Origin of the sequence: Tatumella sp. JGM94 (genome assembly GCF_018257595.1) — a bacterium.
GTDB lineage: Bacteria > Pseudomonadota > Gammaproteobacteria > Enterobacterales > Enterobacteriaceae > Tatumella > Tatumella punctata.
In genome coordinates, this window is sequence record NZ_JAERJN010000021.1 from 1 (window position 1) to 24306 (window position 24306).

Consider the following 24306-nt stretch of genomic DNA (forward strand, 5'->3'; position numbering starts at 1 on the left):
CGATGGTTTCACCACTTTTTTGTCATGGCTTCCTGAATTATCTCGGCTTTAAGCCGTTCTTCGGCATACATCTTTTTGAGGCGACGATTTTCGTCTTCCAGCTCTTTCAGGCGGGTCATCATGGAGGCATCCATCCCACCAAAGCGTGAACGCCACTTATAGAAGCTGGCATTACTCATGCCATGCTCGCGGCACAGTTCAGAAACCGGCGTTCCGGCTTCGGCCTGTTTGAGAATGGCCATAATCTGGCTGTCGGTAAAGCGTGATTTTTTCATAGAGATCTCCCCTGTTCAGATTACGAGAAAATTCTACTTATGAACACACCGGTTTTTCGGGGGGATTACCATATGCTTGAGTTCTGAAGGTGAAATCCCGCCGTATTTCTTACGCCACGTATAAAAAGTAGCATCGGAAATCCCTAGCTTGCGGCAGACTTCCGGCACCGGAGTCCCCAATTCAGCCTGCTTCAGGGCAAACACAATCTGTTCTTCGGTGAATCGCGACTTTTTCATCGGCACAACCTCCGTTCAGGGGAGTGGTTATCATGCCGGAATTTTGTTTCTGAATGGAGCAGGATTTTTAGTGCGGGTCATAACGGAACTTGGGGCCATTTCTGTTTCATTGTAGTTTTATAAAAAAGCAGCACCTGCGCTAACAGGTGCTACTTATGCCTTATATATCAGTTTATCTCATAACAGAGGTAGACTGGTTGACTGCAGTTTTTTTGCTGTGGATATAAGGTGGCACATAGGATCCCTTGCATGCCTCCAGATAATCTGACCACCATTGCATCATCGCTTTACGGGTATCCAGATACTGCGCCTTGTGGATGTAGGCTGCCCGCACGCTATTGCGTTCCTGATGGCTCATTTGACGCTCAACGGCATCCTGTGACCATAGACCCGATTCCATCAGGGCACTACAGGCCATTGCGCGGAATCCGTGGCCGCAGATTTCATCTTTTGTGTCATAACCCATAAGGCGCAAAGCCTTGTTAACCGTGTTTTCGCACATTGGTTTATATGGATTATGGTCACCGGGGAATATCAATTCCTGATGCCCGGATATATCCCGTATCTGTTTCAGAATAGCGATGGACTGACGAGAGAGGGGAACTATATGTGGCGTGCGCATTTTTGCACCACGTCCAGAATAACGTACACCGGGGATGGCTTCACGGGTGGCCGGAATGGTCCAGATTTTGTTTCTAAAATCGATCTCAGACCAACGGGCAAAGCGCAATTCGCTGGAACGGATGAAGAGGTGTAGAGTAAGTGATACCACCAAACGGGTTAATTCTCGCCCTTGCTTGTAGTCCTCAATGCGAGTCAACAGTTCCGGTAGTTTCTCCAGCGGAAGGGCAGGGTAGTGGCGTTTAACGGGCGGGGCGATTATACCGTCCAGATTGGCCGCTGGATTATGCTCTATCAACTCCTGATGCACGGCATGACGCATGATGTTGCACATATGCTGTCGGGTTCGTGCCGCCACTTCCAGAAGACCTTTTTTCTCAATCCCTTTCAGCAGGTCGATGAAATGGCGGGTTTTCAGTTCTGTTACTGGCAGATGTCCAATTATCGGGAAGATATGATTGTTCATGCTGGCAAGCAGACGAGCGGCATGGTTCTCGGACCATGCACGGTTGCTTTTATGCCAGCTTAGTGCCACTGATTTGAAGGTTTCCTCTGGTGATGCAATGGCCCTTTCAGCAGATCGCTGTTGTGCTGGATTGATATTCTGCGCCAGCAATTTACGGATACCGTCACGCTGTTGACGGGCATTAGCCAGAGACACATCGGGATAGGCGCCTAAGCCGAGGCGAGATTCTTTTCTATTGATACGATATTTGAGATACCAGAGACGTGAACCGCCCGGATTGACCAAAAGGTATAGACCGTGCGAGTCGGAGACTTTGAAGGGTTTTGTAGATGATTTTAAGTTGCGGATTTTTGAGTCGTTAAGAGACATTTGGGGGTCACTCCGTCATCGAACCAACTTGACCCCAAATCTGACCACCAAATTCTCCCGATGCGGAGGGAAAACTGAAAATGCATCGGGAAGACTTTTCACGCTAACTCATTGAATATGAATCACATAAGGATTCGCAAAGCGGCATGAAAACAAGAATTTGGCTCCTCTGACTGGACTCGAACCAGTGACATACGGATTAACAGTCCGCCGTTCTACCGACTGAACTACAGAGGAATCGTCGTGAAGACGGGGCGCATAGTAACGGCGGGCACCCGGCTTGTCAAAAAGCTTTTGCTGTTGTGGTGACTGTTTGCTGATAAAACCGTCATTATGCTGAAACAACGGGGAAAGCGGGCGGATAATGTACAGCATTCCGTTGGCACCGGTTATCCGTAATATTCTCTGGTGGCGGGGTGTCATAAGTGATCGCGATGGGCGAGGGAGCAATTAATTCAGTCACAGCGGCCGGGCCATGGTGATACACCAGCCCCGGAATGCACTGCCTGCAAACATACTGCACTTAACTGGTGCGTTTTTTTCTGTGCTCAGTGAGCATTTGCCATTAACCCGCAGGTTAAAAAAAGTACAATTATGTGTTTTTTCATAGTGTTTTGGTTATGACAGATTGCCGGTTACTTTTTTTATTCGTTTCTGGCCCGGTTATTGCAAATTCCGAAATATCGAGCCCGGGCAAAGCCCGGGTTGAGTATCCGGATTTGGTGGCGGGGGAAAAATGAATCTGAGACGTCTGAAATATTTTGTGAAAATTGTTGATATCGGTAGTCTGACCCGTGCAGCAGAAGTGCTGCATATTGCACAACCAGCGCTGAGTCAGCAGGTGGCGACTCTTGAAGGTGAAATGGATCAACAGTTACTGATCCGTACTAAACGCGGAGTGACGCCGACCGATGCCGGTAAAGTGCTTTATACGCATGCCCGTAATATATTACGGCAGTGTGAACAGGCACAGGTGGCGGTGAACAATGCAGGACACACCATCAGCGGTCAGGTATCAATTGGTCTGGCCCCCGGGACCGCGGCTTCTTCGCTGGTCATGCCATTATTACAAAAACTGCGTGAAACCTGCCCTGAAGTTCTGGTCTATCTGCATGAAAACAGTGGTCATGCTCTCAATGAAAAGGTGCTTAATGGTCAGCTGGATATGGCTCTGTTGTATGACCGGACACCGGTTTCAGGCCTGATATGTCAGCCACTGCTGAAAGAAGAACTCTGGCTGGTCGGCAGCGGAATATCGCCGGGCCGGAATGTCGATTTATCAGATGTTGCGCAGATGAATCTTTACCTGCCCCGTGATTACAGCGCAGTGCGTCAGCGGGTGGACGAGGCTTTCTCGCTGCGTCGTTTAAGTGCGCATATTATTGGCGAAATCGAATCCCTTTCTACCTTGTCAGCGGCAATTTCCAGCGGGATGGGAGTATCGGTACTGCCAGAGTCGGCAGCCCGGTCCCTGACTGCCCCGATTAATGGCTGGATGGCAAAAATTACTGCTCCATCATTACATCTTCCTTTATCACTGAATATTTCATCGGCATTGCCATTATCTGATTCTGCACAGGCAGTTAAAGAGTGCCTGCTTTCTCTGACCAAAGGCTCTTCCGTTGAAGAGCCTGAGCTTATGCTGGTCAGTTAATCATCAGATTTCCACTCAGATGCCGGATTACCGGCATCAATCTGTTTTTTTACTGCCTCTGAACAGAAAAATTTATTGCTCCCGGTGCCAGTGATCATTAGGATCGGCAGCCGGAAGGAAAACGTTTGCGCTCAGGCAGCGCAGGAAAACGTATTTTTCCGGCTGTTAATTATATGAATCCGGACCCGTGCTATTCGATGGCATGGGTTTTGCTTGTTTAATTTTTTTCGGGGTGATGTGAGATAAGTTGTCTGCCGGTAGCCGGTCACAGGAAACTTGCTCTGAAATGCCGTAATAACAATGAGAATCGTGATCAGCGGTTTCGAAAAGGGATCTACTTATGCTTGAAAAACTCTTTAAGCTGAAAGCAAACAAAACCAGTGTGCGTACCGAAGTCATTGCCGGTGTTACTACCTTCCTGGCAATGGCTTATATCCTGTTTGTGAATCCGGGCATTCTGGGTGCAACCGGAATGGACAAGGGTGCGGTATTTGTTGCGACCTGTCTGGCTGCGGCTATTGGCTCAGTATTAATGGGCATGATTGCCAACTTACCCATCGCACTGGCGCCGGGAATGGGGTTAAACGCTTTCTTTACCTATACCGTGGTCCTGCATATGGGGTATCACTGGCAGGTTGCGCTGGGGGCGGTGTTTATTTCGGCGATACTTTTCTTTGCCTTATCTCTGTTTAAAATCCGCGAATGGATCATTCACAGTATTCCGATGGCATTGCGTTCGGCAATTGTTGCCGGAATCGGTCTGTTCCTGGCACTGATTGCCCTGGAAAGTGCCGGTATTGTGGTCGGTAACCCTGCGACTCTGGTGGGTATCGGTGATATTACTAAGCCGGGTGCGTTGCTGGCATTACTCGGTTTCTTCCTGATCGTGGTGCTGGAAGCTCGTAAAGTGACCGGTTCGGTGCTGATTGGTATTCTGGCGATCACGGCAATTTCGATGCTGACCGGGTTAACGCCTTTTTCCGGTATTTTCTCGGCACCACCGTCTCTGGCCCCGACTTTCCTGAAGCTGGATATTGCCGGTGCATTTAATGTCGGGCTGGTCAGCGTTATCTTTGCTTTCCTGTTTGTCGATGTGTTCGATAACTCCGGAACGCTGATTGGCGTAAGCCGTCGTGCGGGGCTGACAGATGATAAAGGCAATATCCCTGCGATGGGGCGGGCACTGATGGCCGACAGCATTGCTGCGTTGTTCGGTTCTTTACTCGGAACCTCAACCACCACCAGTTTTGTTGAATCTGCTGCCGGCGTCAGTGCCGGAGGTCGTACTGGCCTGACATCGGTGGTGGTTGCTATCCTGTTCCTGTTATCATTATTCTTTTCGCCACTGGCAGGCAGTGTGCCAGCCTATGCGACAGCTCCGGCATTACTGTTTGTCGCGGTATTGATGACTTCCGGGCTGGCAGAAATTGACTGGAAAGATATTACCACTGCTGCACCGGTAACAGTCACTGCCCTGGCAATGCCGTTTACTTACTCTATTGCTAACGGAATTGCGTTTGGGTTTATTACCTGGACGGTGGTGAAACTACTGAGCGGTCGCTTCCGTGAATTGAATCCGGCACTGATTATACTGTCGGTATTGTTTGTGATTAAGCTGGGTTGGTTAAGCGCCTGACACTGAGGAAAAAAGGAGCCGCGGCTCCTTTTTTCTGTTTATCACAGGGAGAAACCCGCGGGTTGTTGGCGGGATAAGCCGCAAACTACGGCCTTAGCGGAACGGTGGTTCATCAAACGTCCGCAGTTTCCGGGAATGCAACCTGTCTGCTTCAGCCTGCAACAAAGACACGGCACAGATACCGATATGCAGATGCTCAGAAATCGCCCCTTCATAAAAGCGGTTCGCCTGACCCGGCAGTTTAATCTCTCCGTGTAACGGTTTATCTGAAACACACAGCAGGGTTCCGTAAGGCACACGGAAACGATAGCCCTGGGCTGCAATAGTCGCACTTTCCATATCTACCGCAATTGCCCGGCTCTGATTAAAACGTAACGCATAGGCTGAATAGCGTAATTCCCAGTTCCGGTCATCGGTGGTGGCAACAGTTCCGGTGCGCAGCCGGCGTTTGATATCGTCGCCCTGCATACCGCTGACCTGCCGCGTGGCATCATAGAGAGCCCGCTGAACCTCAGCGATACTCGGTACCGGAATATCTGCAGGCAGCACCTGATCCAGTACATGGTCATCACGTAAATACGCATGGGCCAGGACATAATCACCGGTCTGCTGGCTTTCCCGCAAGCCGCCACAATGACCAATCATCAGCCAGGCATGGGGCCGCAACACCGCCAGATGGTCACAGATAGTTTTGGCATTAGAAGGACCGACACCGATATTAATCAGGGTAATGCCCCGTTTATTGTCAGCAATCAGATGCCAGGCGGGCATCTGATGTTTTTTCCACGCCAGGTCAGTAATAATAGTTTCCGGTTGCTCGCTGTCGGCGGTAATTTCGATACCTCCGGCGCAGGCCAGTCGTGTATAAGGTGATGCAGGGTCACGGACCTGTGCCACAGCCCAGCGAACAAATTCATCCACATACCGGTTGTAGTTGGTAAACAGCACGAAAGGCTGGAAATCGGCGGTGCAGGTACCGGTATAGTGGCGTAATCGTGCCAGAGAGAAATCAGTACGCAACGCATCAAACTGCCCCAGCGGAAAGTCCTCATGACCGGATAATATGCCGTCAGAAACCTCATCACCAATATGAGAAAGATCAGTGGACGGAAAGTTGCGTGCGATAGTGGCCATCCTCTCTCTGTCAGCAGAGAAGTCCATTCCTTCAATAACATAAGGATAGGGAATTTCAGTCTGTGATGGCCTGACTTCAAGACTGAAGTCATATTCGCTGGCCAGCATCGACAGCTGTTCACGTAAATAATGCCGTAACAGGGCAGGTTGTGTGACAGTAGTAGAATAACGCCCCTGGCGTGTGAAGCGGCCCCAGGCCCGAATACGGTTTTCTGCAGAGTTATCGCCTTGCCAGTGCAGAGATAACTCGGGGTAAACGAAAAGTCCTGCTTTACGGGCGACAGGGTCTGGCAGTTGTCCGCTGTGGCTATAGGTTTTCAGGGCCTCGCGCAATGCTTCCACAGAGGCACGGTATCCGGATTCAAGGGCATCAAGTGCGCATTCTATATCTTCAGGTTGTACAGTCATAAATACTCCGCTACGTGGCCAGTCTGATGACAGACTGGCGGTTATCGGTACCGATTACCAGCATCTGCCGTTATTTTTCAGTTCGGGTTACTCCGAAAAAGAGCCGCTGAGTACCACCAGCTTTAGCCATTAACGGAAGACATTAAGAGGAAAAAATAATTATTACACTAAAGATTCGTCAACTACTGTTAAGTAGTGTTTTGTGATGACGGAGAGTAGCGTTCTCCGGAAAAGACAGACAGTCCGGCTGGTTGTATAACACAACCAGGCCGGCAATCCGTGACAGATTTTTCGGTGAGAGTCCCCGAACAGCAAGTCTGTTGTTACTTTTTACCGGCTTTAATTTTGGTATCCCCCTTGCGAAATCCCGGCAGAGCGTTAACTGATGCAATAAAAAATACCGGCTGGTACCCCAGACGGAAGCGTTACAGTATCTTGCTGCATAAGGAAATTACTCCGCTGGCAGTACCGATCCTGATAGAGAACAGCTGTGTATTGTTAATGGGGGTGCTCAGCACTTTCCTGGTGAGCTGGTTAGGTAAATCAGCGATGGCCGGGGTCGGTCTGGCTGACAGCTTCAATATGGTGGTGATCTCTTTTTTTGCTGCTGTGGATCTGGGAACAACGGTGGTGGTTGCTTTCAGTCTGGCAAAAAAAGAAGGCAAGCGCGCGCGAGCTGCTGCCCGGCAGTCGCTGGGGCTTATGACGGTGGTGGCTTTGATACTGGTGGTGATTATCGAAATCCGGGGAGATATCGTTATTGATTTGATCGCCGGCAGTGCAGAACCGCCAGTCAAAGCCTTTGCCCTTGACTATTTACGGGTGTCTGCGTGGAGCTATCCGGCTGCAGCCATCGCATTAATTGGCAGCGGGGCATTACGCGGAGCCGGCAACACCAAAATACCTATGCTGATGAATGCAGGAATGAATATACTCAACCTTATTATCAGTAGTATACTGATTTATGGTTGTTTTTCCTGGAACGGGCTGGGTTTTATCGGTGCCGGGCTGGGCCTGACTATTTCACGTTATCTGGGTGCGATAGTGGTAGTTGCAGTACTGATGAGCAGGCACAACGGTGCATTAACTCTTCCCCTGAAAAGTTACTTCCGGCGCTGGAATTTTATTATTCTGGCTGAAGTGCTCAGTATTGGTATTCCGGCCAGTATTGAGTCTGTACTGTTTAATGGCGGGAAATTACTGACTCAGGTCTATGTTGCAGGAATGGGGACCAGTGAAATTGCCGGTAACTTTATCGCATTTTCTATTGCGTCGCTGATTAACCTGCCCGGTAACGCCCTGGGTTCAGCATCGACGATTATTACCGGTAAACGGCTGGGTAGAAATCAGGTCTATCAGGCATCAGTACAGGTACGCCATGTTTTCTGGCTGTCGACCTTTGGCCTGTGCGGCCTGGCTCTGCTCTCGGTACCGCTGGCCGGTATGCTGGCACGGTTATATACCCGCGACCCGGAAGTTATCCGGGTGACGCAACATCTGATCTGGCTGAATGCGGCATTTATGCCGGTCTGGGCAATGTCGTGGGTATTGCCCGCCAGTTTTAAAGGTGCCAGAGATGCACGTTATGCCATGTATGTTTCTATGTTCAGCATGTGGGGGGCAAGGGTGGTGCTGGGGTATGTGCTGGGAATTTATCTTGGCATGGGGGTGATTGGAGTATGGCTGGGCATGTATCTTGACTGGGGAGTACGCAGTGTCTGTTTCTGGTGGCGACTGACCAGTGGCAGCTGGCTGAATAATTACCGGCGGCTACAGGCAAAAGCAATACAGGCCGCGGCTAAGATCCGCGAAGAACCATCGCAGATGGCGGGAAAATAGCCACATTATCTCTCCGGAGGCTGACTGTTATTCAGGCGGGGTGCTCTGTGGCTATAAATACAGGCAAACCAAATCATAGTTCACCGTTATGCAAGGTAAATGATGAGCAAATCGACGACATTAAGCAGGCAGTCTGCGACTGAGTCAGAAGCTGATACGATGACGCCGCAAGCATTTACGGTGTTTAAAGAACGGTTTTTTGATCATATTCCATTACCGGCGTGGTGTATTTCCACCGATGGCCGGCAAGTTATCGCTAACCAGTGCTGGTGTGAAACAATGGCTGAATTGCCGGTCACCGGGCCACATCACTGGCTTGACTGGGTACATCCTGAAGACCAGCCGGCAATCAGTGTCGCCTGGGCAGAAACTTTGCACAACAATACTCACTTTCAGCATCATATCCGTCTGGCCACTGGCAACGAACAATATGGCTGGTTTATCGTTTATGCTTATCTGATACCGTCCCCTGAATGCCGGATGGTTAAATTTTTTGATATTAATGATGTACAAATGGAAAAATTCCGGGCCAGGGATGAGCTGTGCTATTCCAGCCGTATGTTTGATACCAGTATTGACTGCATTAAAATCATCAGTACCGGAGGTGAACTGATTGATGTCAATACCTACGGTTGTCAGGTGCTGGGTCTTGACCGTGCATCCGTGGCGGGGATGAGCTGGCCCGATATGCTGCCTGCCGAGTCCCGGCAATGCGGGATCGATTCACTGGAAGCCGCGGTGGGCGGAACCAGTGCCCGTTTCTCCTACAAAAGTCAGCTACCGGGCAGAGCACCACTGTTTTGGGACAACATACTCACGCCGGTGCTGGATGCAGAAGGACAGGTATCCCGCGTACTCTGCGTATCACGGGATATAACCCGTTTACAGATAGCAGAACAGCGTTTTAAGTATATCAGTGAACATGATGATCTGACCGGGTTACCTAACCGCAGGGTATTTCATTCGGCCCTCAAGAAACAGTTCAGCACCGCCAGTCTGCAGGGGTCATCATTTGCGGTACTGCTGCTTGATCTTGACGATTTTAATGTCGTCAACGATACGCTCGGTTACCTTGCGGGAGATAATCTGCTGGCGGTACTGGCGAGGCGACTGACCAGAAATCTGCCGAAAAACAGTTTTATTGCGCGGATTGGTGGTGATCAGTTCGCGGTTATCGTACCGGACATTGATAACAGCGAAATATTGCACCAGACATGTACACAACTGACAGAACAGGTATGTCAGGCGGTCAGTTTTCAGGGGCATACCCTTAACTTCAGTCTGAGTATTGGCGGTGCGATATTCCCGCAACATGGCCGTGAAAGTATTGAGCTGATTAAAGCCGCAGATACGGCGCTGAATGAACTGAAACGTACCGGTTATGGCGGAGTTTGTTGTTTTGAACCCGCAATGACCCGCCAGGTCGATATCACCCGTAATCAGCTGGAACTGGCGAAAGAAATTGTCCGCAATGAATCCGTTGTGCCCTTTTACCAGCCGAAAGTCCGTTTAACCGACGGTAAAATTATTGGTATTGAAGCCCTGATGCGTTTTTACAGCCAGCAGGGGGAGTTGCATTCTCCGGGCGATATCTGGGCCGCATTCAGTAATTACGGACTGGCGGAACGGATTGGTTTTTTTATCCGCGATCAGGTTTTTTCGGATATGCGTCAGTGGATTGATCAGGGGCTGGAGATCGTGCCCGTCTCAGTTAATGCTTCACCGGTCGAATTTATGCGGGATGATTATGCTGAAAAATTCCTGGCACAGTTACAAAAATATGCCTTACCCGCTAATTTGCTGGAAGTGGAAATCACCGAACATATGTTTGACGGACGAGGAGCCGGGTATGTTTTCCGTGCCATAAAATTACTGAAAGCGCAGGGGGTACGTATTGCGCTTGATGACTTTGGTACTGGCTATTCGGCGCTGGCTAATATCCGGGATTATCCGGTGGATGTGATTAAAGTCGATCGTTCTTTTGTCCGCGGGTTGAGTAAAGGTAAAAAAGGGCTGGCGGTGATAAAAGCACTGCTATTGCTGGCGACCCAGCTGGAACTGGATGTGGTGGCCGAAGGCATCGAGGATGCAGAACAACGGGCACTTTTGATTAATGAAGGTTATCATTACGGGCAAGGGTTTCTGTTCAGTGCCGCAGTTCCTGCCTTGCAGATCAGTGAATACCTGCAGAGTCCCGATACCCGCAAACTGCTGTGACCGGGTGCCAGTGCTGCCGGCCCTGGTAACGGCAGCATAGCGTCAGGACAGTGATTCAGGTAACAGGAGTGCGGCCGATGCCATTACCCCGGGACCCTTCCTCCCCTCCCTCACCAGTAGCCGCGGTGGGCCGCATCCGGCGGTTTCTCTATCGCTGCCTGGCAGTGATCAGTCTGCTGCTGGCCGTGGCCGGGCTGATATTGCCGGGTCTGCCCTGTACCGAATTTTTACTGCTGGCCAGCTGGGCTGCCGCCCGCAGCTCGCCTCGTTTACATGGCTGGATCCTGCGGCACCGGATTTTTGGCCCGCTGCTGGCGAACTGGCAGCGCGGTATCATGCCACGCAAAGCAAAATGGGTAACTACCCTGATGATGTCCGTTTCTGCCACGGTAATGTATTTTACGGTACCCCATTTACCCAGTGTCATAATTACTGTGGCTTGTATGAGTCTGGTACTGATCTGGCTGTGGTATCGTCCGGAAACCTGATATTTACAAAGGGGTGTAATGGAGGACAGTTACCCGGGCGGGTAACGGCTCACAGACAGCCGGATTAGGTTGACGGGAAACGTCGTTTTACCATCTGCTCTGACGGGGATTTTCCCTGCCGGTTTGGCTGTCAGTCGCTATTTCCTGCCAAAGGGGATCACAGAGTACAGATTGAAATCCTCAATTGTTATGTTATAACATAACAATTGAGGCCGGTGGCAGAATATGAGGGGAGCTGAAACCGGCTCTGCCTGCAGGTAGCGCCGGCTGAGCTTACGTATAATTATCACTCTATATTTAAAGGAAGTGAACAATGTCTCTGATTTCACCCCCGGAACACGCGGATAAACGGCTGCCGGTAACCGTACTTTCAGGATTTCTCGGTGCCGGAAAAACAACATTATTAAACCATATTCTGAATAACCGGGCCGGACGCCGGGTGGCGGTGATTGTTAACGATATGTCTGAGGTGAATATCGATGCAGCTCTGGTCAGAGCGGGTGGTGCTGAATTATCACGGACCGACGAAAAACTGGTTGAAATGAGTAATGGCTGTATTTGCTGCACATTAAGGGAAGATTTGCTGCTGGAAGTAAAACGTCTGGCAGAAGCCGGACGATTTGATCAACTGGTGATCGAGTCTACTGGTATTTCCGAGCCACTGCCGGTTGCTGAAACCTTTACTTTCGCTGATGACGACGGCATCAGTCTGTCACAGATTGCCCGGCTGGATACCATGGTAACGGTGGTCGACGGTGTTAATTTTCTGCGGGATTATACGGCCGCCGAAAGCCTGCAGGCGCGGGGAGAGTCACTGGGCGAAGAAGACCAGCGTTCCGTTGTGGATTTACTGATTGAACAGGTCGAGTTCTGCGATGTTTTATTGCTGAATAAAACTGACCTGATGAGCGGCGATGAGCAGGCGCGGCTCACCAGTATCCTGACACGGCTTAATCCGCGGGCGAAAGTGATCACATCGGCATTTAGCCGGGTTGATTTAGATGACATTCTTGATACCGGATTATTCGACTTTGAAGCTGCAGCCAATGCACCAGGGTGGCTGAAAGAATTACGCGGTGAGCATCAGCCTGAAACAGAGGAATATGGTATCAGCAGCTTTGTTTTTCGCGCACGACGGCCATTTCATCCACAGCGTTTTTACCAGTTAGTACAAGGGCAACTGAATAACGTTATGCGTTCCAAAGGGTATTTCTGGCTGGCATCGCGGCCGGCATCCGCAGGTATATGGTCACAGGCAGGGGGTGTTTCCCATTATGAACTGTCGGGTCGCTGGTGGGTAAACGTACCCCGGCAGCACTGGCCGGAGGATCCTGAATCAGTGGAATATATTATGCGCCACTGGACAGAGAATATCGGTGATGCCAGACAGGAGCTGGTACTTATAGGCATGGATATGGATGAGCAGCACCTCAGACAGCAGCTCAGTGCCGCATTAGTGACGGATAAAGAGGCCGGTTACGGTGATGATTACTGGCAGCATAATGATCCTTTCGTCTGAGCGGATTATCGGGACTCCGCGCCGGTAAAATAACAGCAGAACTGCCGGCAACGGCAGTTCTGCCACCGGTCAGCCTTTAAGCACGTTACTGCCTTTTTTCACAGCTTCCCGCTGACCAATCATATCGGCCCAGCGCTTCAGATGCGTATAAGAAGCGGCATCAAGGAACCTGGCCGCATCACCGTATATGCCGCCCTGAACCAGAACCCCGTACCACGGCCAGATAGCAATATCGGCAATCGTATATTCCTCACCGGCAATATAGGTATTTTTCGCCAGTTGTTTATCCAGCACATCCAGTTGCCGCTTAGCTTCCATGGCAAAACGGTTAATCGGATATTCCAGCTTTTCCGGTGCATAGGCATAGAAATGACCAAACCCGCCGCCGAGTAAGGGAGCACTGCCCATCTGCCAGAATAACCAGCTCAGGCAGGCCGCGCGTTGTGCAGTTTCAGTCGGGATAAAGCAGTCAAATTTCTCAGCCAGATAAAGAAGGATCGCGCCCGATTCGAAAATATTCACCGTTTCCGGCCCGCTGCGGTCAACCAGTGCCGGAATTTTAGAGTTAGGGTTAATTGCGACAAAGTCTGAACCGAACTGCTCACCTTCCATAATGTTAATCAGGTGCGCATCGTAACCGGCACCCTGCAGCCCTTTATGCAGTAACTCTTCCAGCATAATACTGACCTTTACCCCGTTCGGCGTTCCCAGAGAATAAAGCTGGAAAGGCTGAGAGCCCACCGGCAGGGTTTGCGGGTATCGGGCACCGGAATCCGGACGGTTAATGCTGCCAAATTTTCCGCCGACCGGCTGGTCATTGGTCCAGACTTGTGGTGGTGTATAAGAAGATGTACTCATAATATCTCTTTTCCTTTGGCTGAATGGTTAATTAATTGCAGGCCTTAGCCGGTAACTCAGCATAGCATTGGCCGCGGGGAAAGCGTTATCTGCCAGTGCCAGACCCCTGAAAAGTCTGGCGGGTGAGATAAGCAGCCAAAGATCTGGTAAAAAAGAAGCAGAGTGTCGCGGATGTTTTGCGGTCGAATATAATTAACTAGTTAATATTTAACCTTATGCTTCGACTGCAAACTATTAAGTTACTGTAATTATTTGGTTGGCAGATTATTGGCCGCAGATTATCATAACCCGGAGTATTACCGAATATTTGCCTCGTCATCACCCTGATGACGTTCTGTTCATCCGGGCCGTTTCCGGCTTACAACATTACCGGGTTATTATGTCATTCAGTACACCAAAAGAAATAGCACTGCTGGCGGTTCAGGCCGGAGTGAATAAAAGTCGCACCCCGTTAAGCAGCTTATTAATACTGGGTTTTTTAGGGGGGGCCTTTATTGCTATCGGTTTTATGCTGGACTTGCATGTGATTTCCCGTCTGCCGGCAGACTGGGGCTCCTTTGGTGTGTTGCTCGGGGCGATGATGTTCCCGCTGGGACTGATACTGACAGTACTGGCCGGAGCTGAGTTACTGACCGGCAATATGATGGTGATGACAATAGCCGCATTATCGAAAAAAATCAGCTGGGCAGCACTGGTGCGTAACTGGTTGTGGGTCACTATCGGTAATTTTCTCGGCAGCGTGGCTGTTGCCTGGTTTTTTGGTCATCTGCTGGGCATGACCGAAGGGGCATTTTTAAAGAGTACCCTGGCAGTTGCCGCGGCAAAAACCAGTGCCAGCGGCGTACAGGCGTTTATTTCGGGAATTGGTTGTAACTGGCTGGTATGTCTGGCCATCTGGCTGGGAATGGCCAGCAAAGATGTTACCGGAAAAATTATCGGTATCTGGTTTCCGGTGATGGCCTTCGTAGCGATAGGTTTTCAGCACGTAGTCGCTAATATGTTTATTATCCCAGCGGCCATTTTTGCCGGACAGGGAAGCTGGCTAGCGTATCTGAGTAATTTTATTGCAGTATTTTCAGGTAATGCTGTCGGCGGGGCAATTTTTGTCGCATTAATCTATTACATTGCTTACCGCCCTGATACACAGATAAACAGCAACAGGGCCTGAGCCCTGCGGCGGCGATTACAGGGTCTGCAGCCGGCCCTGGATTTCATCGAGAAATAATCGCAGAGCAGCGGGCTGTAATTTACGAGACATATACAGCCCGTAAATACCCATACTGCGCGGTGTCAGCTGATTCAGCACCCGCACCAGTCGTCCCTTTGCCAGCCAGGGGCTGGCTTCTGCCAGCGGAATCATTGTAATTCCACAGCCTGCCAGGGCTGCATCCAGTAATACAGCAGAGATACCGGCACTCAGGTTGCCATTGACCGCGACGGACAGGCTGTCATTCTGTTCACTGAAAAACTGCCAGCTCTGGTGACTGAAATTACTGTAACTCAGACAATTATGAGACATCAGATCGTCAGGGGTCCGGGGATGGCCGTGAATAGCCAGGTACTCCGGAGAGGCACAAAGTACTGAGGCGCATTCACCCAGTCGCCGGGCAATCGCCGCCGGTTCAGGGCTGTCGGTGATGCGTATAGCGACATCAATCCGCTCTCCGACCATGCTTACCGGGCGATTATTAATATCCAGCTCAATACGTAATTCCGGGTAGCGTAATAAAAACGGGGCCAGTACCGGGCTGATAATGTGGGTTGCCGTGTAATGGGCACAGGCAACCCGTAATATACCTGAAGGAACCTCCCGTACCGGTAAGCTGCCAATATCCTCTGATAGCCTGTTCAGCTGACGGGTTTTTTGCAGAATATCTTCACCGGCCGGGGTCAGTGTCATCCGGCGTGACGAACGATGGATCAAGCGGGTTCCGGCCCATTTTTCCATTTCTTCCAGATAGCGGCTGACCATTGGCCGCGACATCCCCAGCGATCGTGCTGCTGCACTCAGGCTTCCGGTTTCACAAATCCGGTTGTACACCCTCGCCGCCGTCACTCTGTCCATATCTACTCCTGATCGGATTATGAAACTCAGCATCTCAGAATAAGATAATTTTAACAGATTATGAAAACGATAGAATGTATCCGTATTCGGCGATGCTCTCCGAGTGCCAGACGCCTGGCAGCGGGCAAACAACCGCGGGTTTAGCGCCCGCGGTACAGACAACAGGAGAAAGTAATGAAATTATCGACAATATCTCTGATGGCGATGCTGGTCAGCGGCGGCGCAATGGCCGCCCCGTTACAGTTCACTGTTTATAATCCGGCAGAGCAGGGGATTTTTCCTGTTGCTTCAACACTGGTGAGTGGTGAAAAACAGGTTATATTGTTTGACGCCCAGTTCAGTGTAAAAGACGGCGAGAAACTGGTTAGCATGATCCGTGACAGCGGAAAAAAACTGACCCGGATTGTGATCACGGCCGGTGATCCTGACTACTATTTTGGTCTGCAGCCGCTGGTTAAGGCATTTCCGGGGGTGGAAGTTGTCGCGACACAGCGAGTGGTCGACCATATTAAAGCCACACAGCAGGCAAAACTCAGTTACTGGGGACCCAAAATGGGTGACGGCGCACCGCAAAAGCTGATTACGCCACAGGTGATCCCCGATACCCGCTTTAGCCTGGAAGGGCAGCCGATCGATATTCGTGACGCAGACTCACAACAAGCCTATGTCTGGTTCCCGCAGCAAAGAACATTGCTTGGCGGTACCGGTGTTGATGCCGGAATTCATGTCTGGACTGCCGACACCCAGACCGCGGAGAGCCGTAAACAATGGCGTGACACGCTGCAACAAATGCTGGACCTTAAGCCGCAGAGGGTGATCCCCGGCCACTATATTGGCAAAGCACCGTCCGGTGATCAGGCGATTAGCTTTACCCTGAATTATCTGCAAGATTTTGAAAAGGCATTACAGCAGCATAAAGATTCAGCAGCAGTCATTAGCAGTATGGAAAAACGCTGGCCACATCTCGCGGATAAGAGTTCTCTGGAGCTCAGTGCTAAAGTAAATACCGGTGAAGTAAAATGGCAATAGGGGCTGTCTGAGCCCTGTTGCCGTTATAAAATGGCCACTGTTGCGGTAAATAATAGCGTCAGTGGCCATTTATGGTTGTGCCTGAGAGAGGACAACAGTGACCGGATGATGTGTTGTGTATTGTGTGGAAAAGTGTGTGAGGCAAGAAAAAACATACTTCTATCAACATTTACACGGCAGGTGATTATGAAAACAACATTACGTACTCTTCAGGCATCGTTACTCGCAGCGTTAAGTCTTTCCGGATGCCAGGCTCTGGCTGCGGACAGTGGAGGCTTTGCGACCACGACTGGCGGTGACAGCTATACCGCGGTCACGGTTTCTACCCTGAGCCAGCTGAAAAATGCGGTCAGCAGTGGTCAGCATCATATTATTGTCAGTGGTACCATTTATGGCGGTGCGGGCTTAACCACACTGACCTTCTCTTCTCTGGCTAATAACAATACCACCATTGAAGGCGCGGCAGGCGGCAAAGCTGCCCTGGAAAATATACAGCTGAAATTCGACGGCGAGTTGCTCCCCGCAGGGACCAATATTCAGAATATTAAAATTGCTAATCTGAGCTTCTTCGGCAAAATTGCTGATTTACAGGCAATGCCGGCGCAGATCTTTGGTTCTTCGGACAGTAGCAGACTGGCGGGGATCAACTACGAAGGTATTTCTTTCCGCCGAATCACCAATGGTCTGGTGACTCACTGTAATATTTACGATACCAGTGATGACCTGATGAGTGTTGCCCTGAGCTCAGATTATATTACCCTGTCCTATAACCATCTCTGGTTCAGTGACAGCTGGGTGAATATGTCTCCGGATCCGGTCTGGAATTGGGTGGGTTACTATACGGATCTTGCAGATGAACGTTTAGCGATGGTTATCGGGGCTAATTCCGGTGATTCCTGGCAGGCGACCAAAAAACTGCATGTTACCCTGCACAATAACTGGATTGGACCTAATATGCGCGGACGTCCGTTATTCCGTGGCTGGATCCATGCCTACAATAACTATTTTGATAACAGCGAAACCTATGCAGATACTGATCAGAATACGGGGACTGATGGTAAAAAATATCCGAAGAAACAGTACGAAGCATTGCAGGTAAGCAGCGGCAGTGTGGTGTATTCTGAGGCCAACTCTTTCCGCAATACTAATAACACCAATACGGTTTCTCAGGATAGCAGCGGCTATGGCTACAGTTTCTTTGAGAAAAATAATACCTACAGCGGTACTACCGGCACATCGGCCACCGGCAATACATTTAGCTCAGCAGTCAGTTATCGCTATACTCCGCTTGCCAGTCAGAATGTACCACAGAGTGTTACGGCAAATGCCGGGCCGAAATAACCAGCAGGTGCGCCTTACAAAGACAGCCTGATTGCTACAGGGTATTTAAAAGGAAATCAGACAGGGAAGAGCAGTCTACCCGCGGCCGCAAGCCACGGTCAGAGACTGACACCGGCAGACAGCCGGTGTCAGTATTACTTATTAGTGAGAGACATCTTCACCGAAGTATTTTTCAGAAATTTTCTGATAGGTACCGTCTTTTTTGAGAGTAGTCAGGGCATCATTGATCGCGGTTTGCAGAGAAGTTTCCCCTTTTCTCAGCAGTACTGCAGAAGCACTGGCGTTATCTTCTGAAGCCACAATTTTTACCGGAGCATCAGGGCGGTGTTTCTTAAAGTCGAGGAAAGACAGCTTATCATTAACCGTGGCATCGGCACGTCCCTGAACCACCAGATCAATTGACTGGTTAAAACCATCGGTACTTACCAGCTGTGCACCATAATTGCGGGCGATCTGAGCATAGTTACTGGTCAGTGACTGGGCAGATTTTTTTCCTTTTAAATCAGAAAAGTCGTGGATACTGTCATTGTCATTTTTGACAACCACCACAGCTTTAGAGGCGATATAAGGCTGTGAGAAATCATATTTCTTCCCGCGCTCAGGGCTGATTCCTACTTCATTCATCACCACATCATAACGTTTGGCATCCAGACCTGCGATCAGCCCGTCCCATTTTCCTTCAACAAACACCGGTTTAACGTGTAATTGCTGAGCAATCGCCCGGCCAATTTCCACATCGAACCCGGTCAGGTCACCGGATATAGTATGAAAGGTAAACGGCGGGTAAGTCCCTTCGGTACCGATTTTCAGTTCACCGGAAGATTTGACCTGTGCCAGCGAATCATCCGCCAGTGCTGAATGGGCAACACTTAATGAAAATAGTGCTGATAATAACAGAGTAGTTTTTTTCATCTCAGACTCCTGGATAACATTATACCGGGCCGACGGGCAGGCCGTCGGTCAGGGTGGCAATATATTTTGCCGTTCTGGGTTTTTGCGGGTGACGGAACAGGGTTTGTGAGTCACCGGTTTCCACGACTTCACCCGATTCAAGAAAAATCGTATGGCTGGCAACCGAAGCGGCCAGGCGTAAATCATGGGTAGCCATCAGCATGGTGGTACCTTCTTCCGCCAGTTGCCGTAATACGGCCACCACTTCTACGGCCAGTTCAGGATCGAGGGCAGACGTCGGCTCATCACAGAGTAATACTTTTGGCGACGGGGCCAGCGCCCTGGCAATGGCAACCCGTTGCTGTTGTCCGCCGGAAAGGGTGACCGGCATATCATCACGTTTATGCAGCAGGCCGACTTTTTCCAGCAAGGCATCAGCCCGTTCGACAGCTTCTGCTTTTGACCATTTATGCACAACAAGCAACCCTTCGGTAATATTTTCCAGCACACTTTTGTGGGGAAATAACGAAAAGTTCTGGAACACCATGCCTGTCTGACGGCTGATTCGCTGGATATCTCTGCTACGCAGGGGTTTATTGTGAAATTCCAGCGTTTCCTGATCGAGGGTAAGGCTGCCCGACTGGGGGATCTCCAACAGATTCACACAGCGCAGCAGGGTGCTTTTCCCGCTGCCCGAAGGACCGATCAGCGCGGTGACTGAACCTTTCGGCAGTTCCAGCGAAATATTTTTCAGGACATGATTATCCTGAAAAAATTTGTTAATTCCGGTTAATGAAATCATCAGCTCAGGACTCCGCCTTTTCTTCACGAGAGAAATGTTTCTCCAGTTTATTTTGCAGTGCTGACAGCAGTGTACTGAAAAACAGGTAAATCAGCGCTGCTTCCGTATATAAAATCAGCGGCTGATAAGTCACGGCCGCAATACGTTGTGCCGCCAGAAACATTTCAGGGACCGTAATCACTGACGCCAGCGAAGTGTCTTTGACCAACGAAATAAAGGTATTAGACAACGGCGGAACGGCTATTCTGGCCGCCTGAGGTAAAATGATCCTGATCAGTGCCTGACGCCAGTTCATGCCGATAGAATGGGCCGCTTCCCATTGACTGACCGGTACCGACTTAATGGTGGCGCGGATAATCTCTGATGAGTAAGCACCGATATTCAGCGTAAAGCCAATGACTGCGGCGGGAAACGCTGAAATCGTGATCCCGGCGCTCGGCAGTGCGTAAAAAATCAGAAATAGCTGTACCAGTAACGGCGTGCCGCGTAGTAGCCAGACATAAAAACGAGCCACCAGCCTGAGTGGCTGAGGACCGTATAACCTGATTAGGGCGATAACAAACCCCAGAGAAAGCCCCAGAACAAAAGACAGTAACGTTAAGGGTATAGTAAACGTCAATCCGGCATGTAACATTGGCCAGAATGATTCTGCTGCAAGATTTAACCATGCTGGCACAGTACACCTTCCAAATAAAAATTAAAAAAACACCGGTCAGCCGCAGTGCTGACCACTTAGCCTATTTTAGGCAGTAATGAGTCACAGGGAAATATTATTTGTACATATCTTTATGCGGAATTTTAACCGTTCTGGCTTTTTATACTGTTGACACTGTGGTTATGGCGAATTTAACACCATTTTCTGCCGTTCCGGATAAGAAAATCTGCTATTCGTCAACCAGGTGCGGGTATAACCTAAGCTGTGTGGTTATATTTCTGTGTATTAAAGGAGAGGTGAAATGATCCAGTTTAAACGGGCATATGACACTGCGTCTGCAGAGGATGGCTACCGTGTATTAGCTGACCGGTTATGGCCCCGGGGTCTGAGCAAAGCAACTCTGGTGATGGACGAGTGGTGTAAACAAATCACCCCCGGGACAGCGCTGCGTCGGGATTATCATCATCAGGTGATTGATTATAAAACCTTCTCTGACCTGTATCAGCAGCAACTGGCAGCCCCGGATCTGCAACCGGAATTAGAGCGTCTGGCAGAAAAAGCCGTGTCCGGCACGCTGACCTTACTCAGTGCCGTAAAAGATCCCCGAACCAGCCATATCCCGTTACTGACTGCCGCCTTACAACAGCATGTGGATAAATTATCGTCCGCCCCGTCAGCCTGAGACTGTGACAATACATGTCCGCCAGCCTGTCCGTTACCATTACTCTGCTACGCTTTAAGATAATTATCCGCAGGACATTATCTGCACTGTGCGCTATCGGAGACAACGAAAATGGGCAAAAGACGTGCGGTACCCGGCATTCATCCTTATGATGGACCTGCCGGTGGCTGGGGAGCACTGAAGGCTACTGCTATCGCGGTTCGTACTCAGATGGATATCCTGAATGCACCCCCGACTCTGCTACGGACCAACCAGCCGGACGGTTTTGACTGCCCGGGCTGTGCCTGGCCTGACAAAGATCATCATTCAACCTTTCAGTTTTGTGAAAATGGCGCCAAAGCAGTGACCTGGGAAGCGACCAGTAAACGGCTGACCGCCGGATTTCTGGCGGAAAATACGGTGACCTCATTACTGGAAAAATCGGACTATGAACTGGAAAATTACGGCCGTCTGACGACACCGCTGGCCTATGATCCTGCCAGTGATACGCTACAGCCTGTCAGCTGGCAACTGGCGTTACAACAAATCGCTGAAGTTTTGCGGGGTCTGTCGCCATCGCAGACGGAGTTCTACACCTCGGGACGCGCTTCTAACGAAGCCGCCTATCTGTTTCAGCTATTTGCCCGCGAATACGGCACCAATAACTTTCCCGACTGTTCAAATATGTGTCATGAGGCGACCAGTGTGGGTCTTCCTCGCTCTATCGGAATCGGTAAAGGCACTGTTTCGCTGGAAGATTTCGAGCATACCGAACTGGTGATCTCTATTGGTCATAATCCTGGCACCAATCATCCGCGGATGATGGGAACCCTGCATGAACTTTCACGCCGTAATGTGCCGGTGATTGTATTTAATCCGTTACGGGAAAGGGCACTGGAACGTTTTGCTGATCCACAGAATGTTGGCGAAATGGCAACCTACGGGTCGACGCAGATTGCCTCCGGATATTATCAGGTGAAAGCCGGCGGCGATGCCGCTGCCCTGAAAGGTATTGCTAAGGCTTTACTGGAAAAGGAAGCGAATAGCGGCGGGGTGCTGGACCATGAGTTTATTGCTACACATACCCGCGATTTTAGCTTATTCAGTCATGATATACAGGCGACAGAATGGCAGGACATTGAACAGGAAAGTGGTCTGAGCCGCAATGATTTGGAAACTGTTGCCGCCGCTTATCAGAAATCTGATGCCACTATTATTACTTACGGAATGGGTATTACCCAGCATAACAAAGGCACGCAGAATGTACGGCTGATTGCTGATTTGTTACTGATGAAAGGTAATATTGGTAAACTGGGGGCAGGCATTTGTCCGTTACGCGGGCATTCTAATGTACAGGGAAACCGGACTGTAGGGATTACCGAAAAACCATCTGCGGATTTTCTGGCCCGGCTGGAGGCTGAATTTGGTTTTGTTCCTCCCCGTCAGCATGGGCACGATGCAGTACAGGCAATGCAGTCAATGGTGGACGGCAGTGCCCGGGCATTAATCTGTCTCGGGGGCAATTTTGCTGTGGCGCTGCCCGACCCGCAGGCCTGTTTCCCGGCGATGAAAGGGCTGGACCTGAGCGTGCATATCGGCACCAAACTGAACCGCAGCCATTTACTGGTTGCACGGCAGACCTTTATTTTACCCTGCCTGGGCAGAACCGAGCTGGACATACAGGCGACAGGTAAACAGTCAGTGACTGTCGAAGACTCGATGTCGATGGTGCATGCCTCCTCCGGTAAGCTGAAACCGGCCTCGGCTATGCTGCGTTCCGAACCCGCGATTGTGGCAGCAATGGCTGCGGCCACACTACCGGATAGCCGGGTCCCCTGGGCTGAGCTGGTGGCTGACTATGATCGGATCCGTGATCGTATCGAAAAAACTATCCCCGGTTTTGATGATTATAATCAGCGGATCCGTCAGCCGGGCGGGTTCAGAATGCCGTTGCCTCCGGTTGAACGGCGCTGGCCGACGGCATCGGGTAAAGCGGAGTTTTCTGTGTTCGGCGGGGTAGAGGAAAATGCCAGTGCAGAGGGCAGTGATATACTCAGGCTGATCACACTGCGCAGTCATGACCAGTACAATACCACCATCTATGCCCTGGATGATCGTTATCGCGGAGTGTTCGGACGGCGGGATATTTTGTTTATGAATGACAGTGACCTTGACCGGCTGGGTCTCGAGCACGGCGATGTGGTTGATATCGAAACAGCACTTCCCGGCAGACAATTGCGGCTGGAAGGTATAACGGTTATCGCTTATAACATCTCGGCCGGCTCGGTCGGAGCCTACTATCCGGAAGCGAACGTGTTAGTCCCGCTTGACTATAATGACCCGCAAAGTGGTACCCCGTCATATAAATCGGTCCCGGTACGCGTCACTCTCCGTACCAAACAAATCCGCCACAGTGCCTGAACCTCAGGCCCGCATTGTGGCGGGTCTTTTTTATCCTCTGATGGCATGTTTCCGCGGCCGTTTATGATAATCAGCCATTTTTTGCCTGATAATGCCGGACGAATTGCAGCCGGGCAAAGAATGCACTTATAGCACAGGCAGAATGACAAGGGCTGATGCTCCGTCCGGTGGGCCGGGAAGAAAGTCTCCCGGTCCTGTCAGTAGCCCTCGCTTCTCAGTATCCGGCAAAGTCTTTCAAAGCCTCGCCGTCCAGGCGGTAACGGACCCACTCCTCCTGTGGCAGGGCGCCGATGCTTTGATAAAATGCGATTGCCGGCGTATTCCAGTCGAGAACGCTCCATTCCAGCCGCCCGCACTGACGCTGAACAGCCAGTCCGGCAATATGCTTAATCAGGGCTTTTCCTGCCCCCTGGCCGCGTGATACCGGAGAGATATACAGGTCTTCCAGATAAATACCGTTACGGCCTAACCATGTAGAATAGCTGGTAAAAAAGACAGCGTAGCCGATAACATTCCCTTCAGCTTCTGCAATCAGTGCTTCTGTTTTACTGTCGGGACCAAACAGTGTCTCGCGAATTCCGGTAGCGGAAGTGACTACCTGTTCAGGGGCTTTTTCATAAATAGCCAGTTCGGTGATCATATCAAAAATAATCTGGCTGTCATCAGGCCTCGCCGGGCGGATACTCAGGTTCATAAAGGGTCCTTATGGGCATTTATTGA

At 50.4% G+C, this 24306-nt stretch carries 19 protein-coding genes, 1 tRNA gene and 2 pseudogenes; 11 read left to right on the forward strand and 11 right to left on the reverse strand.

Annotated elements, in window-relative coordinates; genetic code table 11:
* Window positions 1-14: 14 nt before the first annotated feature.
* The 4 genes and pseudogenes from JK216_RS14000 to JK216_RS14015 all read right to left on the reverse strand — a co-directional run.
* Window positions 15-275 (reverse strand): annotated as a pseudogene (locus tag JK216_RS14000) (transposase); the annotation flags it as partial.
* Between the two features lie 75 nt (window positions 276-350).
* Window positions 351-512, reverse strand: a pseudogene (locus JK216_RS14005) (transposase); the annotation flags it as partial.
* Window positions 513-684: 172 nt separating this feature from the next.
* Window positions 685-1968: an integrase arm-type DNA-binding domain-containing protein gene (locus JK216_RS14010; protein WP_212712086.1), complete on the reverse strand. Its 1284-nt coding sequence runs from the start codon at window positions 1966-1968 to the stop codon at window positions 685-687.
* 161 nt (window positions 1969-2129) lie between these two features.
* A tRNA-Asn gene (locus JK216_RS14015) sits at window positions 2130-2205 on the reverse strand.
* A gap of 499 nt (window positions 2206-2704) precedes the next feature.
* Here JK216_RS14015 and nac point away from each other — a divergent pair.
* Together nac and JK216_RS14025 are read left to right on the forward strand one after the other, a co-directional pair.
* The gene (gene nac, locus JK216_RS14020; RefSeq protein ID WP_212709074.1) at window positions 2705-3622 is read left to right on the forward strand and encodes a nitrogen assimilation transcriptional regulator NAC; all 918 of its coding nucleotides are present in this window, start codon (window positions 2705-2707) and stop codon (window positions 3620-3622) included.
* Between the two features lie 340 nt (window positions 3623-3962).
* A complete protein-coding gene (locus JK216_RS14025; protein WP_212709073.1) occupies window positions 3963-5258 on the forward strand; it encodes an NCS2 family permease in 1296 nt (431 codons plus the stop codon).
* 93 nt (window positions 5259-5351) lie between these two features.
* Here the strand turns inward: JK216_RS14025 and JK216_RS14030 are convergent, their stop codons facing one another.
* Window positions 5352-6800, reverse strand: coding sequence for an AMP nucleosidase (locus JK216_RS14030; protein WP_212709072.1), 1449 nt, complete (start codon window positions 6798-6800; stop codon window positions 5352-5354).
* A gap of 357 nt (window positions 6801-7157) precedes the next feature.
* Here JK216_RS14030 and JK216_RS14035 point away from each other — a divergent pair, with 357 nt between their 5' ends.
* The 4 genes from JK216_RS14035 (at window position 7158) to zigA (ending at window position 12863) form a co-directional block, all read left to right on the forward strand.
* On the forward strand, window positions 7158-8639 hold the full coding sequence (locus tag JK216_RS14035) for an EmmdR/YeeO family multidrug/toxin efflux MATE transporter (RefSeq protein WP_212709081.1): 1482 nt from the start codon (window positions 7158-7160) through the stop codon (window positions 8637-8639).
* 159 nt (window positions 8640-8798) lie between these two features.
* Entirely contained in the window at window positions 8799-10856 is a 2058-nt protein-coding gene (locus JK216_RS14040) for an EAL domain-containing protein (protein WP_212709071.1), read from the forward strand.
* Window positions 10857-10933: 77 nt separating this feature from the next.
* Window positions 10934-11344 carry a YbaN family protein gene (locus tag JK216_RS14045; protein ID WP_212709070.1) on the forward strand — a complete coding sequence of 137 codons (411 nt, stop codon included), beginning with the start codon at window positions 10934-10936 and terminating at the stop codon, window positions 11342-11344.
* 313 nt (window positions 11345-11657) lie between these two features.
* Window positions 11658-12863 carry a zinc metallochaperone GTPase ZigA gene (gene zigA, locus JK216_RS14050; protein ID WP_212710897.1) on the forward strand — a complete coding sequence of 402 codons (1206 nt, stop codon included), beginning with the start codon at window positions 11658-11660 and terminating at the stop codon, window positions 12861-12863.
* Between the two features lie 69 nt (window positions 12864-12932).
* On the opposite strand, the gene yghU is transcribed toward zigA, so the two are convergent.
* Window positions 12933-13721: a glutathione-dependent disulfide-bond oxidoreductase gene (gene yghU / locus JK216_RS14055; RefSeq protein WP_212709068.1), complete on the reverse strand. Its 789-nt coding sequence runs from the start codon at window positions 13719-13721 to the stop codon at window positions 12933-12935.
* A gap of 379 nt (window positions 13722-14100) precedes the next feature.
* On the opposite strand from yghU, the gene JK216_RS14060 reads away from it, so the two are divergent.
* Window positions 14101-14889 carry a formate/nitrite transporter family protein gene (locus tag JK216_RS14060; protein ID WP_212709067.1) on the forward strand — a complete coding sequence of 263 codons (789 nt, stop codon included), beginning with the start codon at window positions 14101-14103 and terminating at the stop codon, window positions 14887-14889.
* A 15-nt stretch (window positions 14890-14904) separates the two neighbouring features.
* On the opposite strand, the gene JK216_RS14065 is transcribed toward JK216_RS14060, so the two are convergent.
* Window positions 14905-15786: a LysR family transcriptional regulator gene (locus JK216_RS14065; protein WP_212709066.1), complete on the reverse strand. Its 882-nt coding sequence runs from the start codon at window positions 15784-15786 to the stop codon at window positions 14905-14907.
* Window positions 15787-15960: 174 nt separating this feature from the next.
* Here JK216_RS14065 and JK216_RS14070 point away from each other — a divergent pair, with 174 nt between their 5' ends.
* Both JK216_RS14070 and JK216_RS14075 read left to right on the forward strand, forming a co-directional pair.
* The gene (locus JK216_RS14070) at window positions 15961-16815 is read left to right on the forward strand and encodes a Vmh family MBL fold metallo-hydrolase (protein WP_212709065.1); all 855 of its coding nucleotides are present in this window, start codon (window positions 15961-15963) and stop codon (window positions 16813-16815) included.
* 186 nt (window positions 16816-17001) lie between these two features.
* A complete protein-coding gene (locus JK216_RS14075) occupies window positions 17002-18156 on the forward strand; it encodes a hypothetical protein (RefSeq protein WP_212709064.1) in 1155 nt (384 codons plus the stop codon).
* A gap of 141 nt (window positions 18157-18297) precedes the next feature.
* Here JK216_RS14075 and JK216_RS14080 read toward each other — a convergent pair whose 3' ends face one another.
* Genes JK216_RS14080 through JK216_RS14090 form a run of 3 tightly spaced genes read right to left on the reverse strand, consistent with a single transcriptional unit; the run spans window position 18298 to window position 20525 of the window.
* A complete protein-coding gene (locus JK216_RS14080) occupies window positions 18298-19068 on the reverse strand; it encodes an amino acid ABC transporter substrate-binding protein (protein WP_212709063.1) in 771 nt (256 codons plus the stop codon).
* A gap of 19 nt (window positions 19069-19087) precedes the next feature.
* On the reverse strand, window positions 19088-19849 hold the full coding sequence (locus JK216_RS14085; protein WP_212709062.1) for an amino acid ABC transporter ATP-binding protein: 762 nt from the start codon (window positions 19847-19849) through the stop codon (window positions 19088-19090).
* Between the two features lie 4 nt (window positions 19850-19853).
* A complete protein-coding gene (locus JK216_RS14090) occupies window positions 19854-20525 on the reverse strand; it encodes an amino acid ABC transporter permease (RefSeq protein ID WP_343876727.1) in 672 nt (223 codons plus the stop codon).
* Window positions 20526-20805: 280 nt separating this feature from the next.
* Between JK216_RS14090 and JK216_RS14095 the strand changes: the two genes are divergently transcribed.
* Both JK216_RS14095 and JK216_RS14100 read left to right on the forward strand, forming a co-directional pair.
* The gene (locus JK216_RS14095; protein ID WP_212710898.1) at window positions 20806-21186 is read left to right on the forward strand and encodes a DUF488 family protein; all 381 of its coding nucleotides are present in this window, start codon (window positions 20806-20808) and stop codon (window positions 21184-21186) included.
* Between the two features lie 111 nt (window positions 21187-21297).
* Window positions 21298-23586, forward strand: a complete 2289-nt coding sequence (locus JK216_RS14100) for an FdhF/YdeP family oxidoreductase (RefSeq protein ID WP_212712087.1) — start codon at window positions 21298-21300, stop codon at window positions 23584-23586.
* Between the two features lie 214 nt (window positions 23587-23800).
* Here JK216_RS14100 and JK216_RS14105 read toward each other — a convergent pair whose 3' ends face one another.
* Window positions 23801-24280: a GNAT family N-acetyltransferase gene (locus JK216_RS14105; protein ID WP_212709059.1), complete on the reverse strand. Its 480-nt coding sequence runs from the start codon at window positions 24278-24280 to the stop codon at window positions 23801-23803.
* Between the last annotated feature and the right edge of the window lie 26 nt (window positions 24281-24306).

What these genes read in the sequence shown, in the direction of transcription:
- JK216_RS14010 (WP_212712086.1), bottom strand. Translation starts at nt 1,968, where the DNA reads ATGTCTCTTAACGACTCAAAAATCCGCAACTTAAAATCATCTACAAAA.
- nac (WP_212709074.1), top strand. Translation starts at nt 2,705, where the DNA reads ATGAATCTGAGACGTCTGAAATATTTTGTGAAAATTGTTGATATCGGT.
- JK216_RS14025 (WP_212709073.1), top strand. Translation starts at nt 3,963, where the DNA reads ATGCTTGAAAAACTCTTTAAGCTGAAAGCAAACAAAACCAGTGTGCGT.
- JK216_RS14030 (WP_212709072.1), bottom strand. Translation starts at nt 6,800, where the DNA reads ATGACTGTACAACCTGAAGATATAGAATGCGCACTTGATGCCCTTGAA.
- JK216_RS14040 (WP_212709071.1), top strand. Translation starts at nt 8,799, where the DNA reads ATGACGCCGCAAGCATTTACGGTGTTTAAAGAACGGTTTTTTGATCAT.
- JK216_RS14045 (WP_212709070.1), top strand. Translation starts at nt 10,934, where the DNA reads ATGCCATTACCCCGGGACCCTTCCTCCCCTCCCTCACCAGTAGCCGCG.
- zigA (WP_212710897.1), top strand. Translation starts at nt 11,658, where the DNA reads ATGTCTCTGATTTCACCCCCGGAACACGCGGATAAACGGCTGCCGGTA.
- yghU (WP_212709068.1), bottom strand. Translation starts at nt 13,721, where the DNA reads ATGAGTACATCTTCTTATACACCACCACAAGTCTGGACCAATGACCAG.
- JK216_RS14060 (WP_212709067.1), top strand. Translation starts at nt 14,101, where the DNA reads ATGTCATTCAGTACACCAAAAGAAATAGCACTGCTGGCGGTTCAGGCC.
- JK216_RS14065 (WP_212709066.1), bottom strand. Translation starts at nt 15,786, where the DNA reads ATGGACAGAGTGACGGCGGCGAGGGTGTACAACCGGATTTGTGAAACC.
- JK216_RS14070 (WP_212709065.1), top strand. Translation starts at nt 15,961, where the DNA reads ATGAAATTATCGACAATATCTCTGATGGCGATGCTGGTCAGCGGCGGC.
- JK216_RS14075 (WP_212709064.1), top strand. Translation starts at nt 17,002, where the DNA reads ATGAAAACAACATTACGTACTCTTCAGGCATCGTTACTCGCAGCGTTA.
- JK216_RS14080 (WP_212709063.1), bottom strand. Translation starts at nt 19,068, where the DNA reads ATGAAAAAAACTACTCTGTTATTATCAGCACTATTTTCATTAAGTGTT.
- JK216_RS14085 (WP_212709062.1), bottom strand. Translation starts at nt 19,849, where the DNA reads ATGATTTCATTAACCGGAATTAACAAATTTTTTCAGGATAATCATGTC.
- JK216_RS14095 (WP_212710898.1), top strand. Translation starts at nt 20,806, where the DNA reads ATGATCCAGTTTAAACGGGCATATGACACTGCGTCTGCAGAGGATGGC.
- JK216_RS14100 (WP_212712087.1), top strand. Translation starts at nt 21,298, where the DNA reads ATGGGCAAAAGACGTGCGGTACCCGGCATTCATCCTTATGATGGACCT.
- JK216_RS14105 (WP_212709059.1), bottom strand. Translation starts at nt 24,280, where the DNA reads ATGAACCTGAGTATCCGCCCGGCGAGGCCTGATGACAGCCAGATTATT.